We start from the raw sequence: 19388 nt of genomic DNA, 5'->3' as shown, positions 1-19388 counted from the left end.
GATTTCTGTCCCACTCTCTTTTTATTTTATGTTAGATTCTGATACCAGTATCATGTTGTTTTTGTGATTCCAGACCTATTGAAAATTTATGAATCAGAAGAAACTGACCATTTTTCTGCTTTACAAAGTTTAAAACAACTGCCTTACTAGGTGAACCAAGGGATAGATAGGAGATTCTTTTTGTTTCTTGATTATCAAGATTTGATTCTGACTCAGAATCTGGAATTCCATGCTCTCTGATAATATCACTGTAGTTGGTACCCCCTTGCCCTTGGTTGGATGGGTCTCCCTCTATTAAGGCATCAAACTGGTCTTGGGTCCAGGTAAAGATCTCTTCTTCCTCTTCATTTTCGTATTCATCAATGATACTATTTGGCCAATCTTCATTGGTTGGTTCTTCCATGAGATAATTAGAAGAGCTGCGATAGCCTCTTATAAAATCAGCGAAGATAGGAGTGAATAGCAATTGGCTTATCAGTACAATGATAATGGAAATGAGGCCAAAACTTGAACCTATCATAGCTAATGTTTTTTGATTTTGGAGATTGAGGCCGATACCGATGACTCCTAAGATCAAGGCAACAAATCCAAGGAGAAAGGCTAGACTATTGATAATTGGTATCCGAGAGCTGAGAAGAGCACCAGCTCCAAAAATGACAGCAAGGATTCCTAAGGTTTTATACTCTTCTTGTTTCATTTGAAAATTCTCCCACTTCTAGTGTAATCAGATAAGTTAGGTTTATTATAGAGAAATTATCAACTATTGTCAATTTTAACTAAAATAGTTCTCTAGAAAACTTTTTTTCTTGACATCCTTTCTGAAAATGATAAAATAGTTCTCATGAAAACTTAATTGTTCTCAAGAGAACTATTTTCACTTAGAAGGGGGAAAGCATGGATAAACCGATGTTGGTCTTTAAACGTTTTGGTCACCAGTTACATCTACTGGTACAAAAGGAAGCCAAGCGTTGTGGCATTGAATTTATGGGGGGACCGCAAGGGCAGGTCATTCGTTTTTTAGAACGTCGTGAGCATGAACAAGAATTAACACTCATCAAGGATATTGAACAAGAACTCAATATTACCAAGTCAGTTGCTAGTAATTTGGTCAAGCGTATGGTGCAAAATGGTTTGGTAGAGTTGGAGGTGAGCCCAAGTGATAAACGGGCGAAATTTGTTCACTTGACCGAAAAATCAAGCTCTCAGATGAAACAAATCAAATCATTCTTTGATCGAATGAACCGTAGTTTGCTTGATGGCATTTCCGAAGAGAATCTCGCTATTTTTGAAGAAGTCATGGGCCAACTACAAGCAAATGTAGAAAAAATAGGAGGTAAGAATGAAGAAACTCGCTAAGCGTATCACAGGAAAAGAGTGGGGCATGATTCTAATAACTGTTCTCTTTACCTGTTGCTCGGTCTATCTAGAGTTAGAAGTACCGACTTACGTTTCAAAAATAACAGAATTACTCGGAACGCCAGGTACGGAGTTGGGAGACCTTTGGTCGCCAGCAACTAAGATGATGGGTTTGTCATTCTTAGCCTTCCTATCATCTGTAACAGTTGGATTTTTTGCCGCTCGAGTTGCAGCATCCTATACGGCTCATCTACGAAGCGATATTTTTAATCGTGTATTGGATTATTCTCAGACAGAAATTAAACGTTTCTCTATTCCTAGTCTTTTGACTCGGACAACCAATGATATCACACAGATTCAGATGCTCTTTACCATGGGACTCCAAGTGGTTACTCGTGGTCCTATCATGGCTATTTGGGCCATTGGTAAAATACTTGGCAAGTCAGAATACTGGATCTGGGCAGTAGTGGTGGCCGTTATCGTCAATGTTCTGATGACAACTGTCTTGATGACTTTGGCCTTTCCTAAACAATCTGTCATTCAAAAATTGACAGATAAACTGAACAGTATTACTCGTGAAAGTTTGACAGGGATTCGGGTTGTTCGTGCATACAATGCTGAGGAATACCAAGATAAGAAATTCGAAGAAGCCAATGATGAAGTCACACGAATCAATCTCTTTGTCAGTCGCTTAATGGCCATTATGAATCCTATTATGATGGCGATTTCTAGCGGATTGGTCCTTGCCATTTACTGGATTGGTGCTTATCTTATCAACGACGCTAGCTTGACAGAGCGTCTACCCCTCTTTAGCGATATGGTGGTCTTCATGTCCTATGCTATGCAAGTGGTAATGGGCTTCTTACTCATGGGTGCTCTCTTTATCGTCTTGCCTCGTACCTTGGTTTCTGCAGGTCGTATCAATCAAGTCTTGGACCTTCATTCCACTATTGAAAATCCTAGTCACCCACAGATAGCAAACTCTTCTGTAAAAGGTCAAGTGGAATACCGCGACGTAACCTTCCGCTACTCTAAAAACTCAGAAGCAGTAGTGGAACATGTCAGCTTCAAGGCAGAAGCAGGGCAAACCATTGCCTTTATCGGTTCAACTGGTTCTGGTAAATCTACTCTAGTTAACCTCTTACCCCGTTTTTATGATGTGTCAGAGGGAGAAATTCTAGTAGACGGCGTCAATGTTCAGAATTATGACTTAGAAGATTTGCGTAATAAAGTCGGCTATATCCCACAAAAAGCTGTGCTCTTTTCTGGAGATGTTAAGGGCAATCTCGACTTTGGTAAGAGTCAAGAAACGCCACTAAGTGAGACGGCCATGTGGCAAGCTCTGGAATTGGCTCAATCTAAAAACTTTATAGAAGATAAGGAAGCGGGTATAGCTTCAGAAGTAGCTCAAGGCGGGACCAATTTCTCAGGTGGACAGAGGCAACGTCTGGCTATTGCACGCGCCTTGGCTCGGAAGCCAGAAATTCTCATTTTTGATGATTCATTCTCAGCCTTGGACTACAAGACCGATCGTATCTTGCGTCAAGTATTAGCTGAAAAAACACAATCAATGACCAAGTTAATCGTTGCCCAACGCATTTCAACCATTATGGATGCAGACCTGATCTTAGTCTTGGATCAAGGTAAAGTCGTGGGACAAGGCACCCACAAGGAACTTCTTGCAAACAATGAAGTTTACCAAGAAATTGCCTATTCACAACTATCGAAGGAGGAATTGGAACATGGAAAATAAGAAAATGTCCTTATGGAAACAGTGTAGACCTTTTCTAGCAGGTCTCCAACTTCCCCTACTAATCGCAGTTGTGGCGGCTATATGTTCAAGTATTATCACGGTTTATGGGCCAACTAAGATCAAAGAAATTACCAATTTGATTTCAGATGGGTTAATGACAGAAATTGACCTAGAGGCTGTCTCAAGTATTGCTAGCTTTTTGGTTATCCTCTATGTGCTTGGGATTATCCTGAACTATACGCAAGCCTACATTTTTTCAACTAGTATCCAACATTTCTCAAAACGTTTGCGGAAGGCTATCGCTGAGAAAATCAATCGCTTGCCACTTGCTTATTTTGACCGTCATTCTCAAGGGGATACCCTTTCTCGCGTGACTAATGACGTTGATACAGCAGCTCAGTCACTTAACCAAAGTCTTGGGACAGTGATCTCAGCTAGCTTCTTGCTGATTGCTGTTTTGATTACCATGTTTGGCATGAACTGGATTTTGGCACTGGTAACCGTTGTTTCAACTCTTGTTGGATTTGCGGCGGTCTCAGTGATTATGGCTAAATCTCAAGGCTACTTTAAAGCTCAACAAAATAACCTAGCAGCTGTCAATGGCTATGTGGAAGAAATGTACTCTGGGCACAATGTTGTGACCAGCTATAATGCTGTGGAACCAACAAAAGACACATTTGCAGGCTTGAATCAGAATCTACATGATAGCATCTGGAAATCTCAGTTTATCTCTGGAATTATGATGCCTGCCATGATCTTTGTAGGCAACTTTAGTTATGTTCTAGTCATTATCGTCGGTGCTGCCTTGGCTCTTGAAGGGTATATCAGTATCGGGATTATTGTAGCCTTCATGGTTTATGTTCGAACCTTCTCGCAACCCTTATCACAGATTGCCCAAGGAATTACCAGCTTACAACAAGCTAGTGCAGCCATGACTCGTGTCTTCGAATTTCTAGGTGAAGAAGAAATGGAAGATGAATCTCATAAGGAAAGACAATTGACCAACATGAAGGGTGAAGTAATCTTCGACAGAGTTTCATTTGGCTACACACCGGAGCGAACGATCATTCATGACTTTTCTGCGACAGCTCATGCAGGTCAAAAGGTCGCGATTGTCGGACCAACTGGCGCTGGGAAGACGACCATTGTTAACCTCTTGATGAAATTCTATGAGATTGATAAGGGGAGCATCCGCATCGACGGTGTGGATACCAAGGCTATGAAGCGCTCAGAAGTACACGATGCCTTTTCAATGGTCTTGCAGGATACCTGGCTCTTTGAAGGAACCATTCGTGACAATCTCGTCTACAATCAAACAGGTATCAGTGATGAAGGTGTGATTGAAGCTGCCAAAGCAGTAGGAATCCACCACTTCATCACAACCTTACCTGATGGATACGATACTGTTTTGGATGATACAGTGACCTTGTCAGTCGGACAGAAACAACTCTTGACCATTGCTCGTGCTCTGATCAAGGATGCTCCGCTCTTGATTCTGGACGAAGCAACATCCTCAGTCGATACTCGTACGGAGGAGCTGATTCAAAAGGCTATGGACCGTTTGATGGAGGGACGCACATCCTTTGTTATTGCTCATCGCTTGTCAACAATCCGCAATGCTGATTTGATTCTGGTCATGAAAGAAGGAAACATCATCGAGCAAGGAAATCATGAGGAACTCATGGCTCAAGGTGGTTTCTATGCCGACCTCTACAATAGTCAATTTATAGAAGACCAAGTAGAAGAATAGTCATTCAAAAGAAGGCTTGACGGCCTTCTTTTTCTTCTTTATACTGGTATAATAGAAAGAGGAGAGTATGAGTCAGAAATTACACAATATGAATTTTTCTGCGGTCTATCAAGCCTTGATCGCAAAAGTTGAGCGAAAGGGTGGAAGGGCAGAATCCGTTCACCAAGTGACCAGTTGGCTGACAGGTTATGAAGTGAGTGACATCCTCACTTGTCTGAATAAAGACCTTACTTATGGAGATTTTTTTCGACAGGCGCCGTCTTATGCTCCTGAACGGATAGCGATTACAGGAAAGATTTGTGGGGTTCGTATTGAGGAAATTGAGGATACTCTGATGCAGGAAATCCGTCGTCTGGACAAATTAGTAGACTGGCTTGCCAAGGGGAAAACAGCCCAGCAGGTCCTAGAAAAGTATGAGAAATAGAAATGAAAAACTATCAAGAGTGGTACGATAAGAGGAAATCAAGTCTCCTTGGACATCCACAAATTTTGCAACTGATGCGAGTCTTTAATCGCATGATGACAGTCCTGATGCCCTTAGCTTACCTGACCCTGTTGGGAACAAGCTTTATCAGTAAAGGGATTGGGAAAGACCTCTATACTTATATCTTGGTGCCAGCCTTTGGTTTTATCCTGTTGACACTCGTTCGTAAGTGGATCAATCAACCGCGCCCCTATGAGACTTGGGGAATTGTCCCGCTACTAGATAAGGACAGTTCTGGCAATTCAATGCCTAGTCGCCACGTCTTTTCAGCAACCATCATTTCCGTGGCTTGTTTACATGCAAATCTGCCTGTGGGGTTGATTTTATTGGTCTTGTCAGCTTTTCTCGGTCTTGTGCGGGTCTTGGGTGGAGTACATTATCCCAAGGATGTTTTAGTTGGCTACGCCTGTGGGCTCATCTGGGGAATTCTTTTCTTTATTTTGTGAAATGCAAAGCAAGTGGGCCTGGCCTCGTAACCACTTACGGGTCAAAAGTGACCACTTGCTTTTTTGCCCTTGTAAAGTCTTCTGGCCTTTGGTATAGTAGATGCAGAAAGGAGATAGGATGAAGTTACGAATCGAGATTGATAGTGAATTAACTGAGACAGAGATTGTCATCAAGGCTGCAGCCCTGACAGATGAAATAGCTGACTTACAACGACTCTTGCAAGAAACCAAGGCTCCTAGATTAATTTTCTATAAGGGGACGGGTGAGTACTACTTAGACTTGGCAGAAATTCTCTTTTTTGAGACGGAAGGTAGCAAGATTTACGCCCATACCCAGAAAGAAGCCTACGAGGTTCGGCTCAAGCTTTATGAGTTGGAGTCCATTCTGCCCCGCTATTTCAGTCGGGTATCCAAGTCTACCATTGCCAATATCCGGCAGGTTTACTCGGTGGACAAGTCCTTCTCAGGGACAGGCACTATTTCCTTTTATCAGACCCACAAGGAGGTGCACGTGTCACGGCACTACCAATCCCTCCTAAAAGAAAATCTAAGAAACATGAGGTAAGAACATGAAAAAGAAAGCATTTGGTATTGTATTGCTAGTATTGGCAGCCTTAGTATTATTGCAGGGAAATTTTGGAATTCCTTCTCTAGGAGGGCACATTTGGCCCTTGATCGGTATTGGATTTTTTGCCTATCAATCAGTTGAAGCTTTGTTGCGTCGCCACTTAACTTCAGCCTCTTTTACAGCCCTAGTGGCCCTCATGATTGCTAATCATTTTTATGACATTTTACCGATTCCAAATCAATCATTGTTCTGGGCAAGTATTTTAATCGTAATGGGTGTCAGCGCACTCACTCATTCTAACAGAACTTGGAATGGAAAAAAATGGTGGTATGACGGTGAAAAGACCATTCTGACAGACAAGGAAGTCGCTTTTGGGGCGGGTACATTTTACAAGCAAGACCAAGAATTGGTAGAAGACGAGTTTGAAGTCGGATTTGGGAATGCCAAAATCTATTATGACAATGCAGAGATGTTAGGTGATAGCGCAACCTTGAAGATAGAAGTCGGTTTTGGGAATGCAATTATCTACGTTCCCCAACACTGGAGAGTGGACCTTAAGGTGGAGACTTTCTGTGGTGCAGCCAAGGCAGATGCCCCTCTAGCTCCAACCAGCAAAACTTTGATTATCCGTGGAGACGTTGCTTTTGGGAAATTAGGTGTCGTTTACGTTAAATAAAAAAATCTTCTAATCCCCTTGCCAAAAAAGAGAAAGTGTGATAACATAGTACGGTATGTGGTGCTAGCACATCCGCTATATTAGATCTAATAGGAGGAAAACACAAATGGCTAAAGTATGTTACTTTACAGGTCGTAAGACTGTATCAGGAAACAACCGTTCACACGCGATGAACCAAACAAAACGTGCCGTAAAACCAAACCTTCAAAAAGTTACTGTACTTATCGATGGTAAACCTAAAAAAGTTTGGGCTTCAGCTCGTGCTTTGAAATCAGGTAAAGTAGAACGTGTTTAATAAAGAGTAAAAGGCCATCAGGTCTTTTTCTTTTGCTCTAAGCTCAAAAAGTCTCGTCAAAGGAGCAAATATCCGCCGATACAGTATTCTGCTTTTACACTTGGCTTGAAATATGATAAAATAGAGTATCAACTAGTTGAGGTAGAAAAAATGACTGTAAAAATTAATACAAAAGATGGTCAAATCGAACTAACAGATGAAGTGATTGCTACCGTTGTAGGCGGTGCAGCAACTGAGATTTTTGGTGTGGTCGGTATGGCAAGTAAGAAAGCCCTCAAAGATAATTTCCAAGCCCTCCTTGGGAAGGAAAATTATTCTAAAGGTGTCGTTGTAAAAGCGGCCGAAGATGGTAGCATTGCAGTTGATGTATATACCGTGTTGAGCTACGGAACTAAGATTAGTGAAGTCTCAAAAAACATCCAAGAGCGTGTACGTTTTAGCTTGGAAAACCAACTTGGCATCACTGCTCAAACTGTGAATGTCTACATTCAAAATATCAAAGTTGTAGGAGAATAATCGTGTCAAATATTACTACAAGCTTATTTCAAGAAATGGTACAGGCTGCATCTACTCGTTTGAACAAGCAAGCCGAATATGTCAACTCATTGAACGTCTTCCCAGTTCCAGATGGAGATACAGGAACAAACATGGGAATGACTATCGAAAATGGTGCCAAAGAAGTAGCAGACAAACCAGCTTCAACTGTTGGTGAGGCTGCAAGTATCTTGGCTAAAGGTCTTTTGATGGGTGCGCGTGGGAACTCAGGAGTTATCACTTCTCAGCTTTTCCGCGGATTTTCGCAAGCCATCAAAACCAAAGAAGAGTTGACAGGGAAAGACCTAGCTCTTGCCTTCCAATCAGGTGTTGAAGTAGCCTACAAGGCTGTTATGAAGCCAGTTGAAGGAACAATCTTGACTGTATCACGTGGGGCTGCCATCGGTGCTAAGAAAAAAGCCGAGCAGACAGACGATGCCATTGAGGTTATGCGCGCTGCCTTGGAAGGAGCTAAAACAGCCCTTGCTAAGACTCCAGACATGCTTCCAGTCTTGAAGGAAGTTGGGGTTGTGGACTCTGGTGGTCAAGGTTTGGTCTTCATCTATGAAGGCTTCCTTTCAGCTCTTACTGGCGAATACAGTGCTTCTGAAGACTTTGTCGCGACTCCAGCTAACATGAGTGAAATGATCAATGCAGAACACCACAAGTCTGTAGCTGGGCATGTGGCAACAGAAGACATCACCTTTGGTTACTGTACGGAGATCATGGTTGCCCTTAAACAAGGCCCAACTTATGCTAAAGAGTTTAACTACGAAGAATTCCGTAACTACTTGAACGAACTTGGGGACTCATTGCTTGTTGTCAATGACGATGAAATCGTTAAAGTTCACGTCCATACAGAAGATCCAGGTCTTGTCATGCAAGAAGGTCTCAAGTATGGTAGCTTGGTTAAGGTTAAAGTCGATAACATGCGTAACCAACACGAAGCACAAGTGGAAAAAGAAGCAGCTCAAGTCAGCAAGCCAGCTGAAGAAAAAGAATATGCCCTTATCGCAGTAGTAGCTGGACAAGGATTGGCAGATATCTTCCGTGCTCAAGGTGTGGACTATGTTATCGAAGGTGGACAAACCATGAACCCTTCGACAGAAGACTTTATCAAGGCTGTTGAGCAAGTCAATGCTCGTAACATTATCTTCTTGCCAAACAACAAAAATATCTTCATGGCAGCTCAATCTGCCGCAGAGGTATTGGAACAACCAGCAGTAGTGGTAGAAGCTCGTACCCTTCCTCAAGGATTGACTAGCCTTCTTGCTTTTGATCCAAGCAAGTCTATCGAAGAAAACAAAGAACGTATGACTGCAGCTCTTGCTGACGTGGTCAGCGGTAGTGTAACAACAGCCGTTCGTGACACGACTATCGATGGTCTAGAAATTCATGAAAATGACAATCTTGGTATGGTAGATGGTAAGATCCTTGTATCAAACCCTGATATGCACCAAACTCTGACTGAAACTTTGAAACATATGTTGGATGAAGACAGTGAAATCGTAACCTTCTATATCGGTGAAGATGGAAGTGAAGAATTGGCTAACCAAATCGCCCAAGAAATCGCAGAAGAATTCGAAGATGTAGAAGTAGAAATCCACCAAGGTCAACAACCAGTATACCCATACCTTTTCAGTGTGGAATAAAAAATAAATAATAAGAAAAAGAAAGTTGAGAAATCAGCTTTCTTTTTTATGACATTTGTCATATCTCCTTATGACAGAAGCTTCTAGTGGCAGTAGCCTCAAAGAGATATACTAGATGTATCAAATGGAGGAAGAAAAAATGAAACATAAAGTAATTGTCGCAATGAGTTTAGTAGCAGCAGGAGTCATGACTTATCTCATGTTTTCTGGATTGGATGAAGGCTTCTATCATTTCCCTTGGGAGTTGTTCGCAAGCTTTGGAATCATGTCTTGGTTGATCCGAGAAGGTTTGAAATTAGTCTCAGATGTGAAAAAGGAGTTTGAAAAATGAAAAAAGCGATTCTCTATCTCTTTATTGGACTATCACTAGTGGTATGGTTGGTAGAAATGTTTACAGGTTGGTTTGATCAAGCCTTCCTTCACCAAGCCATTCGCGGTGCCTGGGGATTAGGATTTATGATTTTTATCGCCTTTCCGATGGGAAAGGAGTGGCTGAAAGGAGAATATCATGAACATGATTAAGGTAGAAAGCCTAAATAAAAACATCAAGAGCAAGGCTATTTTGAAGGATATTTCCTTTGAGGTAGCTGAGGGTGAATGCGTCGCCTTGATTGGGCCCAATGGTGCTGGGAAGACCACACTCTTGGACTGTTTGCTTGGAGATAAACTGGTCACAAGCGGTCAAGTATCCATCCAAGGCTTGCCAGTGACGAGCTCTCAGTTAGACTACACAAGATCCTACCTCCCTCAAGAAAATGTCATCGTTCAGAAATTAAAGGTCAAAGAGTTGATTGCTTTCTTTCAAAGTATTTACCCAAATCCCTTGAGCAACCAGGAAATCGATCAACTATTGCAGTTTGACCAGCAACAAAAAGAGCAATTCGCAGAAAAATTGTCAGGTGGGCAAAAGCGTCTTTTCTCTTTTGTCTTGACCTTGATTGGCCGACCAAAGCTTGTCTTTTTGGATGAGCCTACTGCAGCCATGGATACCTCAACTCGTCAACGTTTTTGGGAAATTGTCCAGGACCTAAAAGCGCAGGGAGTCACCATTCTCTATTCATCCCATTATATCGAAGAAGTAGAGCATACAGCTGACCGGATTTTGGTCTTAAATAAGGGAGAGTTGATTCGTGATACGACACCTCTAGCCATGCGTAGTGAGGAGATTGAAAAGCACTTTATCCTTCCTCTAGCTTACAAGGAAGTCGTTGAGCAGTCAAACTTGGTTGAAAACTGGATACAAAAACGAGATGCTCTGCAAGTAGTCACACGTGAAGCGGATGCTTTCTGGGAACTGTTAGTCCAGGCAGGCTGTAGGATTCAAGAAATTGAAGTCAATAACCGTAGCTTGCTGGATACAATCTTTGAAGAAACACAAAAGGGAGATGACTAAGATGAAACGATGGATCGCACTAAACAAGATAGAATTTCTATTGACCAAACGGCAACTAGTCTATTATTTATTATCAGTAGGGATGCCGACAGCCTTTTATTTATTCTTTTCAGGCATGTACCAAGACACACCAGATGGACCGGCTAATTTTATGCGTGACTACCTCATCTCCATGACGGCTTTTTCCATGATGTCGACAGCTATCTTTTCATTCCCAGTTGTTTTACATACCGACAAGATCAACAACTGGCAGAAAACATTACGCCATACTCCAGTAAATATGGTAGAATATTATCTATCAAAGATAACAAGTATGATGATTGATTATCTGGTTTCAATCCTGGTTGTTTTCTCAGTTGGGCATTTTGTAAGAGGTGTGGATATGCCTTTAGGAAGCTGGGTTGGAGCTGCGTTCTTGCTGATAGTAGGAAGTGTAGCTTTTGTAGCGCTTGGCTTGACCTTGACACTCTTGCCTTCTAGTCAGCTGATGTCTGTCGTGGGCAATCTTCTCTATCTAGGCTTGGCTGTTTTAGGTGGGCTCTGGATGCCCATCTCTTTATTTCCAGACTGGATGCAAGCAATCGGGAAGTGCCTACCAACCTATCAGTTGATGGAGTTGCTCAAGACCTTCTTAAATGAGAATGGCATCAATTTATCAGCTACAGTTTATCTACTTGTTTTTTCAGCAGTTTTGTTTGGTTTGACCATTTACCTTCAAGGTCATAAGGAGAATGCTTAATGCTTGAAAGACTGAAAAGCATACACTATATGTTTTGGGCCAGTTTGATTTTTATGGTTTTCCCCATCCTTCCTGTAGTGACTGGGGAACTAGCTGTCTGGCATTTATTGATTGATATTCTATTTATAGTGGCGTATTTGGGTGTTTTAACAACTAAGAGCCTTCGTCTTTCCTGGCTTTTCTGGGGGATCATGCTGGTCTATGTTGCTGGAAATACCGCCTTTGTTGCTGTAAATTATATCTGGTTTTTCTTTTTCCTATCCAATCTCTTAATTTATCATTTTGGTGTCCGTAGTTTTAATTCTTTACATGTCCGGACTTTTCTCCTTGCTCAAGTGCTTGTTGTGGGGCAACTGTTGATTTTTCAGAAAATCGAAGTTGAATTTCTAGTCTATCTGCTTGGAATTCTTACTTTTGTGGATTTGATGACTTTTGGTTTGGTTCGGATTCGGATTGTGGAGGATTTGAAAGAAGCTCAGGCCAAGCAAAATGCCCAGATAAATCTATTGCTTGCTGAAAATGAACGCAGTCGTATCGGTCAGGATTTGCATGATAGTCTGGGACACACCTTTGCTATGCTGAGTGTCAAGACGGATCTCGCTTTGCAGTTATTTCAGATGGAGGCTTATCCACAGGTGGAGAAGGAATTAAAAGAAATTCACCAGATAAGCAAGGATTCCATGAATGAAGTACGAACCATTGTGGAAAATCTGAAATCACGGACCCTAGCGTCAGAACTTGAGACTGTCAAAAAGATGCTAGAGATTGCTGGGATTGAGGTTGAGGTTGATAATCAGTTGGACAAGGCTAGCTTGACCCAGGATGTAGAGTCCACGGCTGCTATGATTTTGTTAGAACTGGCAACCAATATCATCAAGCATGCCCAAGCTCAAAAAGCCTATCTAAAACTGGAACGCACAGATCAGGAATTGCTCCTGACAGTCAGAGATGACGGGAAAGGCTTTGCAACTGTAGAAGGAAATGAACTCCATACAGTCCGTGACCGTGCAGCAGTCTTCTCAGGTCAAGTAGAGCTGGTCAGTTTGAAAGATCCCACAGAGGTGCGCGTGCATCTGCCTTATAAGGAGAGAAAGTAGATGAAAGTATTAGTCGCAGAAGATCAAAGTATGCTGAGAGACGCCATGTGCCAGCTCTTGAGCTTTCAACCAGATGTGGAGACTGTCCTGCAGGCGAAAAATGGAGCTGAAGCCATCCAAATTTTGGAGAAAGAAGCGGTGGATATAGCTATCCTTGACGTCGAAATGCCAGTCAAGACAGGACTAGAAGCTCTCGAGTGGATCAAACAAGAAATTCCTGAAATCAAGGTGGTTATCGTTACGACCTTTAAACGCCCAGGCTATTTTGAACGAGCGGTCAAAGCAGGAGTCGATGCCTATGTCTTGAAGGAGCGGAGCATTGCCGAGCTCATGCAAACCCTGCATACGGTGCTAGAGGGGCGAAAGGAGTATTCTCCAGAACTGATGGAAGTCATGATGACCCATCCCAACCCCTTGACCGAGCAGGAAGTCGCCGTTCTACATGGAGTAGCCCAAGGCCTGTCTAACCAAGAAATTGCGGACAAGCTCTACCTCTCAAACGGCACGGTCCGTAATTACATGACCAATATCCTCTCCAAACTAGGCGCCAGCAACCGAACCGAAGCAGCCAAAACTGCCGAGGAAGAAGGCTGGTTGTGAGGGGAGAAAGAAAGTAAAAAGAGGATGGGTAAAAAGTCTTTAAAATCAAAAAACGCATAATATCAGGTATTGAAAAAACGTGATACTATGCGTTTTATTGTGGAAAGATTTATTTCATTTTCTCCTGAAATTTAGCATCAGGATTTTTAAAGATCGAGGTCTAGATACATCTTTTCTGAAGACAGATCGTTTTGACCACCGAGCAAGAGATTTTCAAAAAAAGCTGTTAAAAACTCAGGACGTCGCTGTAAAATCTTTGCATTATCTAATACCAAGGCATCACGAAAATACTTGGCATGTTGCTGAAATGGTGTATTATCAATATCAAAACCAAACTCACGAAGATACTGAATCAAAAAGACCGTTACTGTCCGAGTGTTTCCTTCGCGAAATGGATGAATCTGCCAGATTCCTGAAATAAAATACTGGATTTTTTTAACCATATCCGCCTGGGTTAGTGTCGCATATGCAACTTGTCTTTCCTGGTTAAAATCATAATCCAAGGTCATTTGAATCATAGAGTAATCCGAGTACACAACACTTTCACCATTTAAAACAGGTTCATTCTTTGTGATATTGGTCTGACGAAATTGCCCCACCGGAATAGAGGGTTCAAATATATCCTGAAACAATTCCTTATGAATAGCAAGTAAGGTCGCAGGACTGAAGCTAAAGCCTCTTCGAGACAAGAGTTCTACAATACGCAAAGAAACCAAGTCTGCCTCCTCCGTACTTGCATCAATAGTATGGTGATAAGTCGTTGCATCCTCATAAACCTGCTCATAAGTCAGTTCACCCCGAGCCTGTTTCTCAGCCAAAGATTCCATATAAGCTGATGGCACCAGATTGTCAACTTTCTGCAGACCAAAACCTATCCGCCATAAATCACGCTTAGCTTCATAAGACAAGTTTGGATTGTCAATGTTGTAAGTTGGTTGCATAGAAAGGTCCTTTCAATTGTTTTTCTGTGTTATCGGTAAATGATGAAATTGGGGTGAACTATAAAAAACATTCATAATAAGTTCTATGAAGAAGTAATAAAAGAGTTATACTCAACATCCCGTGCACTCATTTGAAAGGCCTTTGGATGAATGGTTTGATTAAATGAATAATTCTAGCGCGCATATTTATCAAATTCATTGGCATACACCACTCTGAACTCGTTGGTCTGTTCAAATCCCAACTCAATTCCTCCAACATCTGAGAAGAAAGCTGCAATGTTGTACTTCTTAGAGCGGTTCGAACTTAGAGGGTTTGTTGTGTAGGAACCTGCTTTTTAAAGATATGAATTATATCCTAATTAAAGTAAACTGAATTGCTTTTGTAGAATTTTTAATAAACTGGTTATTAAAAAAGGAATTTTATTCTTGAGCTAGAATATTATCTCTCATTATGTCTGATAGTCTTTCTGTATCTTGCAAATCATTATATGATATAAATTGATCGTATATTTTATTTGTAATATCTTTAAAACTTTCTACACATTTATCGAACGAGATATTCCCAACCGAGAAGTGACTATTCTCATGTGCGATGCTATTTCTTATCTTCTCTGTATAAATTGATAAAAATTCTTTAGCATTCTTAACTTCTCGTAACTCAACCCCTAAAGTAGCGCTATCTGTATCTGGAAATTCAATATCAACACTTTCTAAAAAATTTCTTATACCTAATATTTGTTCCATAAGTGCTGGATAGTACTTATCTAATTTCTTTTTGTGTAAAAACTCAAATCTTACATATATTCTTAAGTCCTTTTCGCTAAGTTTGTTTTCTAATAAAGACTTGATATTATTAAAACTATCAAGATTTTGATCTTTAAAAAAATTATCAAACTGTCTTTCTTTATTTTTTAGATACTCAATTGCAAAAGAGTCTACTAATTTGCTAAAACAAATTTCATCAGCTAGAGCTTTTCTAATATATATATCAATTATGTCTTTTAAAAATAATTCAAAAGTTGTAAAAATAGATAGATATAAAGAATTCTCGAGAAGAATTTTAGCATTACCTTCTAAAGAACCTAGTGAATTATTATAAACATTTTTGTATTCATCATATGTATTTAGAATACTAGTCTTATCTAAGCTACTATGATTCATTTAATTAACCCTCTAATATAGAAGACAAGACTTTCCCCCAATTATACCTTCTTTTTACATTTTCGGTATTATTTGTTGCTCTGAGAAAAATCTCGGTATTATCTGAAAGGAATTTCTTAAAAGATTCTCTTATTAGTTCTTTTTGTTCAAGAATAGTACTTTCAGAAAATCTTGACAAACTTACTAATTGTAACTCAGCAATAGTTTTATTGATACTTGTTGAAGAATCATTGTTATCTATGCGCTTGAAAGCATCGTCATTAAAAACAATTTGTACTTTTCGTATAGAATCATTAATAAAAGTCTTCAATTCATCACATTTTTCTTCATCATTTCTAAATTCTTTTAAAAATTCAATTATGGACGTATTCAATCTTCCACCATATTTTCGCTCTTTTTTCTCAAGTGATTTTTCATTACGAACAGGTACCGTTCTAAGATTCCAGTCATTGTCAATAAAATCATTAATAACAAACGCTCTCAATAAAATTTCATTATACCCAAATCTCTTTTTTAAAATAGGTCTATTACCAAAAATATTATCAACCTCACTACTTTCACAAATAGTATTTAAAGCATACAATAATTTTCCACGATACATAACATTTAAAAGCTCTTGACCATTTAGCTTTATTGACCCTTGATTAATTCTAGAAAATACATCGTATTTAATATCTTCTGATGAATCTTTTTGGATAATAACCATAGGTAAAGAGACATTTTTAAAACGTCTCTGGATTTTTTCATCCATTTCGTATAATGTTTTTTTATTAAGATTGTTCAAAGTGTTTAAACCAGATAATTTCAATGGTTGTATTTCGTCTAACTGTTTATCTTTAACTGAATTTCTTTTTAATTCATCTTCACTTAATATAGATTTATAAAAAGAGTAAACTGTAGTTAATCTTTGTTGACCATCTATTACTTCAAGTGTATCATCATCGTTTTCTGCTAAAAATATTGTCGGAATAGGAATTGAAAGTAACAAAGATTCTATAAACTGAGATTGTGTCTTTTCGTTCCATACAAATTTTCTCTGATAATCAGGTTGCAAGATTAATTCGCCTTCTGTAATCATTCTTATAATATCTGAAGTAGACTTATCCACTTTATCTATATATAATTTTCTACCTGATGGAGTCTCAATCTCATCAGAAATTTCCTCTTCGCGGTCAAGATCGATCTTATCATTTTCGATAACATCAATCAAATCTTCTTCACTATATTTTTCTAATATATTTGACATGCTATATTTCCTTTATTTTCAATAAATTTTATTTCACGAGTTTCTTCATCTCATCAATACGCGCTACGGTCGCGTCGTATTTGGCTTGGTAGTCGGCTTGTTTGTCGCGTTCTTTTTGGACGACTTCTGGTTTGGCATTGGCTACGAAGCGATCGTTAGAGAGCTTCTTACCAACCATATCCAGTTCTTTTTGCCATTTAGCCAGTTCCTTGTCGAGACGAGCCAGTTCTTCTTCGACGTTGAGTAGGTCAGCGAGTGGCAAGTAGATTTCTGCTCCTGTGATGACGCTTGACATAGCGAGTTCAGGTGCAGGGATGTTTGATGCGATTTCCAAGTGTTCTGGATTTGTGAAGCGTTTGATGTAGTTGACATTGCTGTTAAAGAAGGCTTCCAAGTCGCTATCGCTAGTCTTAACAAGAATCGTGATAGGCTTGCTTGGTGCTACGTTTACTTCCGCACGCGCATTACGAACAGCACGGATCAAGTCTTTGAGGCTTTCGACACCAGTGTGAGCAGCGAGATCTTCAAAGGCTGGGTTGACAGTTGGGTATGCTGCTGTAACGATAGAGCCTTCTGAGATTTGTCCAAAGATTTCCTCTGTCACGAATGGCATGATTGGGTGGAGGAGACGAAGGATCTTGTCTAAAGTGTAAAGGAGAACAGAACGTGTGATGACTTTCTCTTCTTCGTTATCGCTATAAAGGACTTCCTTGGTCAATTCAACGTACCAGTCCGCAAACTCATCCCAGATGAAGTTGTAAAGGATGTGTCCAGCGACACCAAACTCAAACTTATCAAAGTTGGCAGTTGCTTTTCCGATAGTTTCATTGAGGTTGTGAAGAATCCAGCGGTCTGTGACATTTCCAGCTTCCTTGTTGACAACTTTTTCCACATTGGCAGTAGCTTGCTCAAGGGTCAAGCCTTCATTATTCATGAGGATGTAGCGAGAGATGTTCCAGATCTTGTTGATGAAGTTCCATGAAGCATCCATTTTCTCATAAGAGAAGCGCACGTCTTGACCTGGTGCAGAACCGTTTGAAAGGAACCAGCGAAGGGCATCGGCACCGTATTTCTCGATAACATCCATTGGGTCAATCCCGTTACCGAGTGACTTAGACATCTTGCGTCCTTGCTCATCACGGATAAGGCCGTGGATCAGGACGTTTTGGAATGGTTGACGACCAGTGAATTCCAAGGATTGGAAGATCATACGAGACACCCAGAAGAAGATAATGTCATAACCTGTTACCAAGGTTGAAGTTGGGAAGTAACGTTTGAAGTCTTCTGAGTCGACATCAGGCCAGCCCATGGTTGAGAATGGCCAAAGGGCAGAACTGAACCAAGTATCCAAGACGTCTTCGTCCTGAGTCCATCCGTCCCCTTCTGGAGCTTCTTCACCGACGTACATTTCACCCTCAGCATTGTACCAAGCAGGGATTTGGTGACCCCACCAGAGCTGACGAGAGATAACCCAGTCATGAACATTTTCCATCCATTGGAGGAAGGTATCGTTGAAACGAGGTGGGTAGAATTCTACCTTGTCCTCTGTGTCTTGGTTGGCAATCGCATTTTTAGCCAATTGGTCCATCTTAACGAACCATTGCGTAGACAAGCGTGGTTCAACCACTACACCTGTACGCTCTGAGTGACCAACACTGTGGACACGTTTTTCGATTTTGACAAGGGCACCGATTTCTTCCAATTTAGCAACGACTGCCTTACGAGCTTCAAAACGGTCCATACCTGCAAATTCGAAGGCCAAGTCGTTCATAGTTCCGTCGTCGTTCATGACATTAACTTGTGGCAAGTTATGGCGTTGACCAACCAAGAAGTCATTTGGATCGTGGGCAGGCGTGATTTTCACGACACCAGTACCAAACTCAGGATCTGCGTGCTCATCCCCAACGATTGGGATGAGTTTATTAGCGATTGGAAGGACGACGTGTTTGCCGATCAAGTCCTTGTAGCGTGGGTCTTCTGGATTGACCGCAACAGCAACGTCCCCAAACATGGTCTCAGGACGAGTTGTCGCCACTTCAAGAGCGCGTGAACCATCTTCCAGCATGTAGTTCATGTGGTAGAAGGCACCTTCGACATCCTTGTGGATCACCTCGATATCAGAAAGGGCAGTGCGAGCCGCTGGGTCCCAGTTGATGATAAACTCACCACGGTAGATCCAGCCTTTCTTGTAAAGGTCCACAAAGACCTTGCGAACGGCTTTTGACAAACCTTCGTCAAGAGTAAAACGCTCACGAGAGTAGTCTACAGAGAGCCCCATCTTGCCCCATTGTTCCTTGATGGTAGTGGCATATTCGTCTTTCCATTCCCAAACCTTATCGAGGAATTTTTCACGACCGAGGTCATAACGGCTAATGCCCTCACCACGCAAGCGCTCCTCAACCTTAGCTTGAGTGGCAATACCAGCGTGGTCCATCCCAGGAAGCCAAAGGGTGTCGAAACCTTGCATGCGTTTTTGACGGATGATGATATCTTGAAGAGTTGTGTCCCAAGCGTGACCAAGGTGAAGTTTCCCTGTAACGTTTGGTGGTGGAATCACGATCGAATAAGGCTTAGCCTTCTGATCTCCTGAAGGCTTGAAAACATCGGCATCAAGCCATTTTTGGTAACGACCAGCCTCAACCTCGGCTGGATTGTATTTAGGTGAAAGTTCTTTAGACATGTGTGTTCTCCTTTATA

At 41.0% G+C, this 19388-nt stretch carries 21 protein-coding genes and 1 pseudogene; 16 read left to right on the top strand and 6 right to left on the bottom strand.

Annotation, left to right across the window (positions count from 1 at the left end; translation table 11 throughout):
* Positions 1 to 31: 31 nt before the first annotated feature.
* A complete protein-coding gene (locus AB2B50_RS04275) occupies positions 32 to 697 on the bottom strand; it encodes a hypothetical protein (RefSeq protein WP_320692619.1) in 666 nt (221 codons plus the stop codon).
* Between the two features lie 197 nt (positions 698 to 894).
* Here AB2B50_RS04275 and AB2B50_RS04270 point away from each other — a divergent pair, with 197 nt between their 5' ends.
* From AB2B50_RS04270 to AB2B50_RS04195, 16 genes are all read left to right on the top strand, one after another.
* Positions 895 to 1356 carry a MarR family winged helix-turn-helix transcriptional regulator gene (locus AB2B50_RS04270; RefSeq protein ID WP_320692618.1) on the top strand — a complete coding sequence of 154 codons (462 nt, stop codon included), beginning with the start codon at positions 895 to 897 and terminating at the stop codon, positions 1354 to 1356.
* Complete coding sequence (locus AB2B50_RS04265; protein ID WP_320692617.1) at positions 1340 to 3109, top strand: ABC transporter ATP-binding protein; 1770 nt, start codon at positions 1340 to 1342, stop codon at positions 3107 to 3109. The genes AB2B50_RS04270 and AB2B50_RS04265 overlap by 17 nt, the downstream gene beginning before the upstream one ends.
* The gene (locus AB2B50_RS04260) at positions 3099 to 4859 is read left to right on the top strand and encodes an ABC transporter ATP-binding protein (RefSeq protein ID WP_320692616.1); all 1761 of its coding nucleotides are present in this window, start codon (positions 3099 to 3101) and stop codon (positions 4857 to 4859) included. The genes AB2B50_RS04265 and AB2B50_RS04260 overlap by 11 nt, the downstream gene beginning before the upstream one ends.
* Positions 4860 to 4926: 67 nt before the next feature.
* Positions 4927 to 5283 carry a DUF2200 domain-containing protein gene (locus AB2B50_RS04255; RefSeq protein WP_320692615.1) on the top strand — a complete coding sequence of 119 codons (357 nt, stop codon included), beginning with the start codon at positions 4927 to 4929 and terminating at the stop codon, positions 5281 to 5283.
* Positions 5284 to 5285: 2 nt separating this feature from the next.
* Entirely contained in the window at positions 5286 to 5789 is a 504-nt protein-coding gene (locus tag AB2B50_RS04250; RefSeq protein WP_320692614.1) for a phosphatase PAP2 family protein, read from the top strand.
* Positions 5790 to 5907: 118 nt separating this feature from the next.
* Complete coding sequence (locus tag AB2B50_RS04245; RefSeq protein WP_004250544.1) at positions 5908 to 6354, top strand: LytTR family DNA-binding domain-containing protein; 447 nt, start codon at positions 5908 to 5910, stop codon at positions 6352 to 6354.
* A gap of 4 nt (positions 6355 to 6358) precedes the next feature.
* A complete protein-coding gene (locus AB2B50_RS04240; protein WP_320692613.1) occupies positions 6359 to 7033 on the top strand; it encodes a LiaF transmembrane domain-containing protein in 675 nt (224 codons plus the stop codon).
* A 106-nt stretch (positions 7034 to 7139) separates the two neighbouring features.
* A complete protein-coding gene (gene rpmB, locus AB2B50_RS04235) occupies positions 7140 to 7328 on the top strand; it encodes a 50S ribosomal protein L28 (protein ID WP_001140948.1) in 189 nt (62 codons plus the stop codon).
* Positions 7329 to 7478: 150 nt separating this feature from the next.
* Positions 7479 to 7844 (top strand): Asp23/Gls24 family envelope stress response protein, encoded by a 366-nt coding sequence (locus tag AB2B50_RS04230; RefSeq protein ID WP_000216431.1) that lies wholly within the window; start codon positions 7479 to 7481, stop codon positions 7842 to 7844.
* A 2-nt stretch (positions 7845 to 7846) separates the two neighbouring features.
* Entirely contained in the window at positions 7847 to 9514 is a 1668-nt protein-coding gene (locus AB2B50_RS04225; RefSeq protein ID WP_320692612.1) for a DAK2 domain-containing protein, read from the top strand.
* Positions 9515 to 9638: 124 nt separating this feature from the next.
* On the top strand, positions 9639 to 9845 hold the full coding sequence (locus AB2B50_RS04220) for a hypothetical protein (RefSeq protein WP_049509882.1): 207 nt from the start codon (positions 9639 to 9641) through the stop codon (positions 9843 to 9845).
* Positions 9842 to 10036 carry a hypothetical protein gene (locus AB2B50_RS04215; RefSeq protein ID WP_006154913.1) on the top strand — a complete coding sequence of 65 codons (195 nt, stop codon included), beginning with the start codon at positions 9842 to 9844 and terminating at the stop codon, positions 10034 to 10036. The genes AB2B50_RS04220 and AB2B50_RS04215 overlap by 4 nt, the downstream gene beginning before the upstream one ends.
* Positions 10023 to 10907 (top strand): ABC transporter ATP-binding protein, encoded by an 885-nt coding sequence (locus AB2B50_RS04210; protein WP_320692611.1) that lies wholly within the window; start codon positions 10023 to 10025, stop codon positions 10905 to 10907. Before AB2B50_RS04215 ends, AB2B50_RS04210 begins: the two co-directional genes overlap by 14 nt.
* A 1-nt stretch (position 10908) precedes the next feature.
* Positions 10909 to 11646 carry an ABC transporter permease gene (locus AB2B50_RS04205; RefSeq protein ID WP_320692610.1) on the top strand — a complete coding sequence of 246 codons (738 nt, stop codon included), beginning with the start codon at positions 10909 to 10911 and terminating at the stop codon, positions 11644 to 11646.
* Positions 11646 to 12743 carry a sensor histidine kinase gene (locus tag AB2B50_RS04200; RefSeq protein ID WP_320692609.1) on the top strand — a complete coding sequence of 366 codons (1098 nt, stop codon included), beginning with the start codon at positions 11646 to 11648 and terminating at the stop codon, positions 12741 to 12743. Before AB2B50_RS04205 ends, AB2B50_RS04200 begins: the two co-directional genes overlap by 1 nt.
* Entirely contained in the window at positions 12744 to 13343 is a 600-nt protein-coding gene (locus tag AB2B50_RS04195; protein WP_320692608.1) for a response regulator transcription factor, read from the top strand.
* A gap of 146 nt (positions 13344 to 13489) precedes the next feature.
* On the opposite strand, the gene AB2B50_RS04190 is transcribed toward AB2B50_RS04195, so the two are convergent.
* The 5 genes and pseudogenes from AB2B50_RS04190 to AB2B50_RS04170 form a co-directional block, all read right to left on the bottom strand.
* On the bottom strand, positions 13490 to 14284 hold the full coding sequence (locus AB2B50_RS04190; protein ID WP_320692607.1) for a Fic/DOC family protein: 795 nt from the start codon (positions 14282 to 14284) through the stop codon (positions 13490 to 13492).
* Between the two features lie 176 nt (positions 14285 to 14460).
* Positions 14461 to 14601 (bottom strand): annotated as a pseudogene (locus tag AB2B50_RS04185) (DNA cytosine methyltransferase); the annotation flags it as partial.
* Positions 14602 to 14704: 103 nt separating this feature from the next.
* On the bottom strand, positions 14705 to 15445 hold the full coding sequence (locus tag AB2B50_RS04180; protein ID WP_320692606.1) for a HEPN domain-containing protein: 741 nt from the start codon (positions 15443 to 15445) through the stop codon (positions 14705 to 14707).
* A 4-nt stretch (positions 15446 to 15449) separates the two neighbouring features.
* Positions 15450 to 16691, bottom strand: coding sequence for a DUF262 domain-containing protein (locus AB2B50_RS04175; RefSeq protein ID WP_320692605.1), 1242 nt, complete (start codon positions 16689 to 16691; stop codon positions 15450 to 15452).
* A gap of 28 nt (positions 16692 to 16719) precedes the next feature.
* Positions 16720 to 19371 (bottom strand): valine--tRNA ligase, encoded by a 2652-nt coding sequence (locus AB2B50_RS04170; protein WP_320692604.1) that lies wholly within the window; start codon positions 19369 to 19371, stop codon positions 16720 to 16722.
* Between the last annotated feature and the right edge of the window lie 17 nt (positions 19372 to 19388).

Source organism: Streptococcus fermentans, assembly GCF_040888305.1.
GTDB classification, from domain to species: Bacteria; Bacillota; Bacilli; order Lactobacillales; family Streptococcaceae; genus Streptococcus; species Streptococcus fermentans.
This window is presented reverse-complemented; position numbering and strand designations above follow the sequence as displayed.

What these genes read in the sequence shown, in the direction of transcription:
- AB2B50_RS04230 (WP_000216431.1), top strand. Translation starts at nt 7,479, where the DNA reads ATGACTGTAAAAATTAATACAAAAGATGGTCAAATCGAACTAACAGAT.
- AB2B50_RS04195 (WP_320692608.1), top strand. Translation starts at nt 12,744, where the DNA reads ATGAAAGTATTAGTCGCAGAAGATCAAAGTATGCTGAGAGACGCCATG.
- AB2B50_RS04220 (WP_049509882.1), top strand. Translation starts at nt 9,639, where the DNA reads ATGGAGGAAGAAAAAATGAAACATAAAGTAATTGTCGCAATGAGTTTA.
- AB2B50_RS04260 (WP_320692616.1), top strand. Translation starts at nt 3,099, where the DNA reads ATGGAAAATAAGAAAATGTCCTTATGGAAACAGTGTAGACCTTTTCTA.
- AB2B50_RS04180 (WP_320692606.1), bottom strand. Translation starts at nt 15,445, where the DNA reads ATGAATCATAGTAGCTTAGATAAGACTAGTATTCTAAATACATATGAT.
- AB2B50_RS04175 (WP_320692605.1), bottom strand. Translation starts at nt 16,691, where the DNA reads ATGTCAAATATATTAGAAAAATATAGTGAAGAAGATTTGATTGATGTT.
- AB2B50_RS04200 (WP_320692609.1), top strand. Translation starts at nt 11,646, where the DNA reads ATGCTTGAAAGACTGAAAAGCATACACTATATGTTTTGGGCCAGTTTG.
- AB2B50_RS04190 (WP_320692607.1), bottom strand. Translation starts at nt 14,284, where the DNA reads ATGCAACCAACTTACAACATTGACAATCCAAACTTGTCTTATGAAGCT.
- AB2B50_RS04255 (WP_320692615.1), top strand. Translation starts at nt 4,927, where the DNA reads ATGAGTCAGAAATTACACAATATGAATTTTTCTGCGGTCTATCAAGCC.
- AB2B50_RS04265 (WP_320692617.1), top strand. Translation starts at nt 1,340, where the DNA reads ATGAAGAAACTCGCTAAGCGTATCACAGGAAAAGAGTGGGGCATGATT.
- AB2B50_RS04215 (WP_006154913.1), top strand. Translation starts at nt 9,842, where the DNA reads ATGAAAAAAGCGATTCTCTATCTCTTTATTGGACTATCACTAGTGGTA.
- AB2B50_RS04245 (WP_004250544.1), top strand. Translation starts at nt 5,908, where the DNA reads ATGAAGTTACGAATCGAGATTGATAGTGAATTAACTGAGACAGAGATT.
- AB2B50_RS04270 (WP_320692618.1), top strand. Translation starts at nt 895, where the DNA reads ATGGATAAACCGATGTTGGTCTTTAAACGTTTTGGTCACCAGTTACAT.
- AB2B50_RS04205 (WP_320692610.1), top strand. Translation starts at nt 10,909, where the DNA reads ATGAAACGATGGATCGCACTAAACAAGATAGAATTTCTATTGACCAAA.
- AB2B50_RS04240 (WP_320692613.1), top strand. Translation starts at nt 6,359, where the DNA reads ATGAAAAAGAAAGCATTTGGTATTGTATTGCTAGTATTGGCAGCCTTA.
- AB2B50_RS04170 (WP_320692604.1), bottom strand. Translation starts at nt 19,371, where the DNA reads ATGTCTAAAGAACTTTCACCTAAATACAATCCAGCCGAGGTTGAGGCT.
- AB2B50_RS04250 (WP_320692614.1), top strand. Translation starts at nt 5,286, where the DNA reads ATGAAAAACTATCAAGAGTGGTACGATAAGAGGAAATCAAGTCTCCTT.
- AB2B50_RS04275 (WP_320692619.1), bottom strand. Translation starts at nt 697, where the DNA reads ATGAAACAAGAAGAGTATAAAACCTTAGGAATCCTTGCTGTCATTTTT.
- rpmB (WP_001140948.1), top strand. Translation starts at nt 7,140, where the DNA reads ATGGCTAAAGTATGTTACTTTACAGGTCGTAAGACTGTATCAGGAAAC.
- AB2B50_RS04210 (WP_320692611.1), top strand. Translation starts at nt 10,023, where the DNA reads ATGAACATGATTAAGGTAGAAAGCCTAAATAAAAACATCAAGAGCAAG.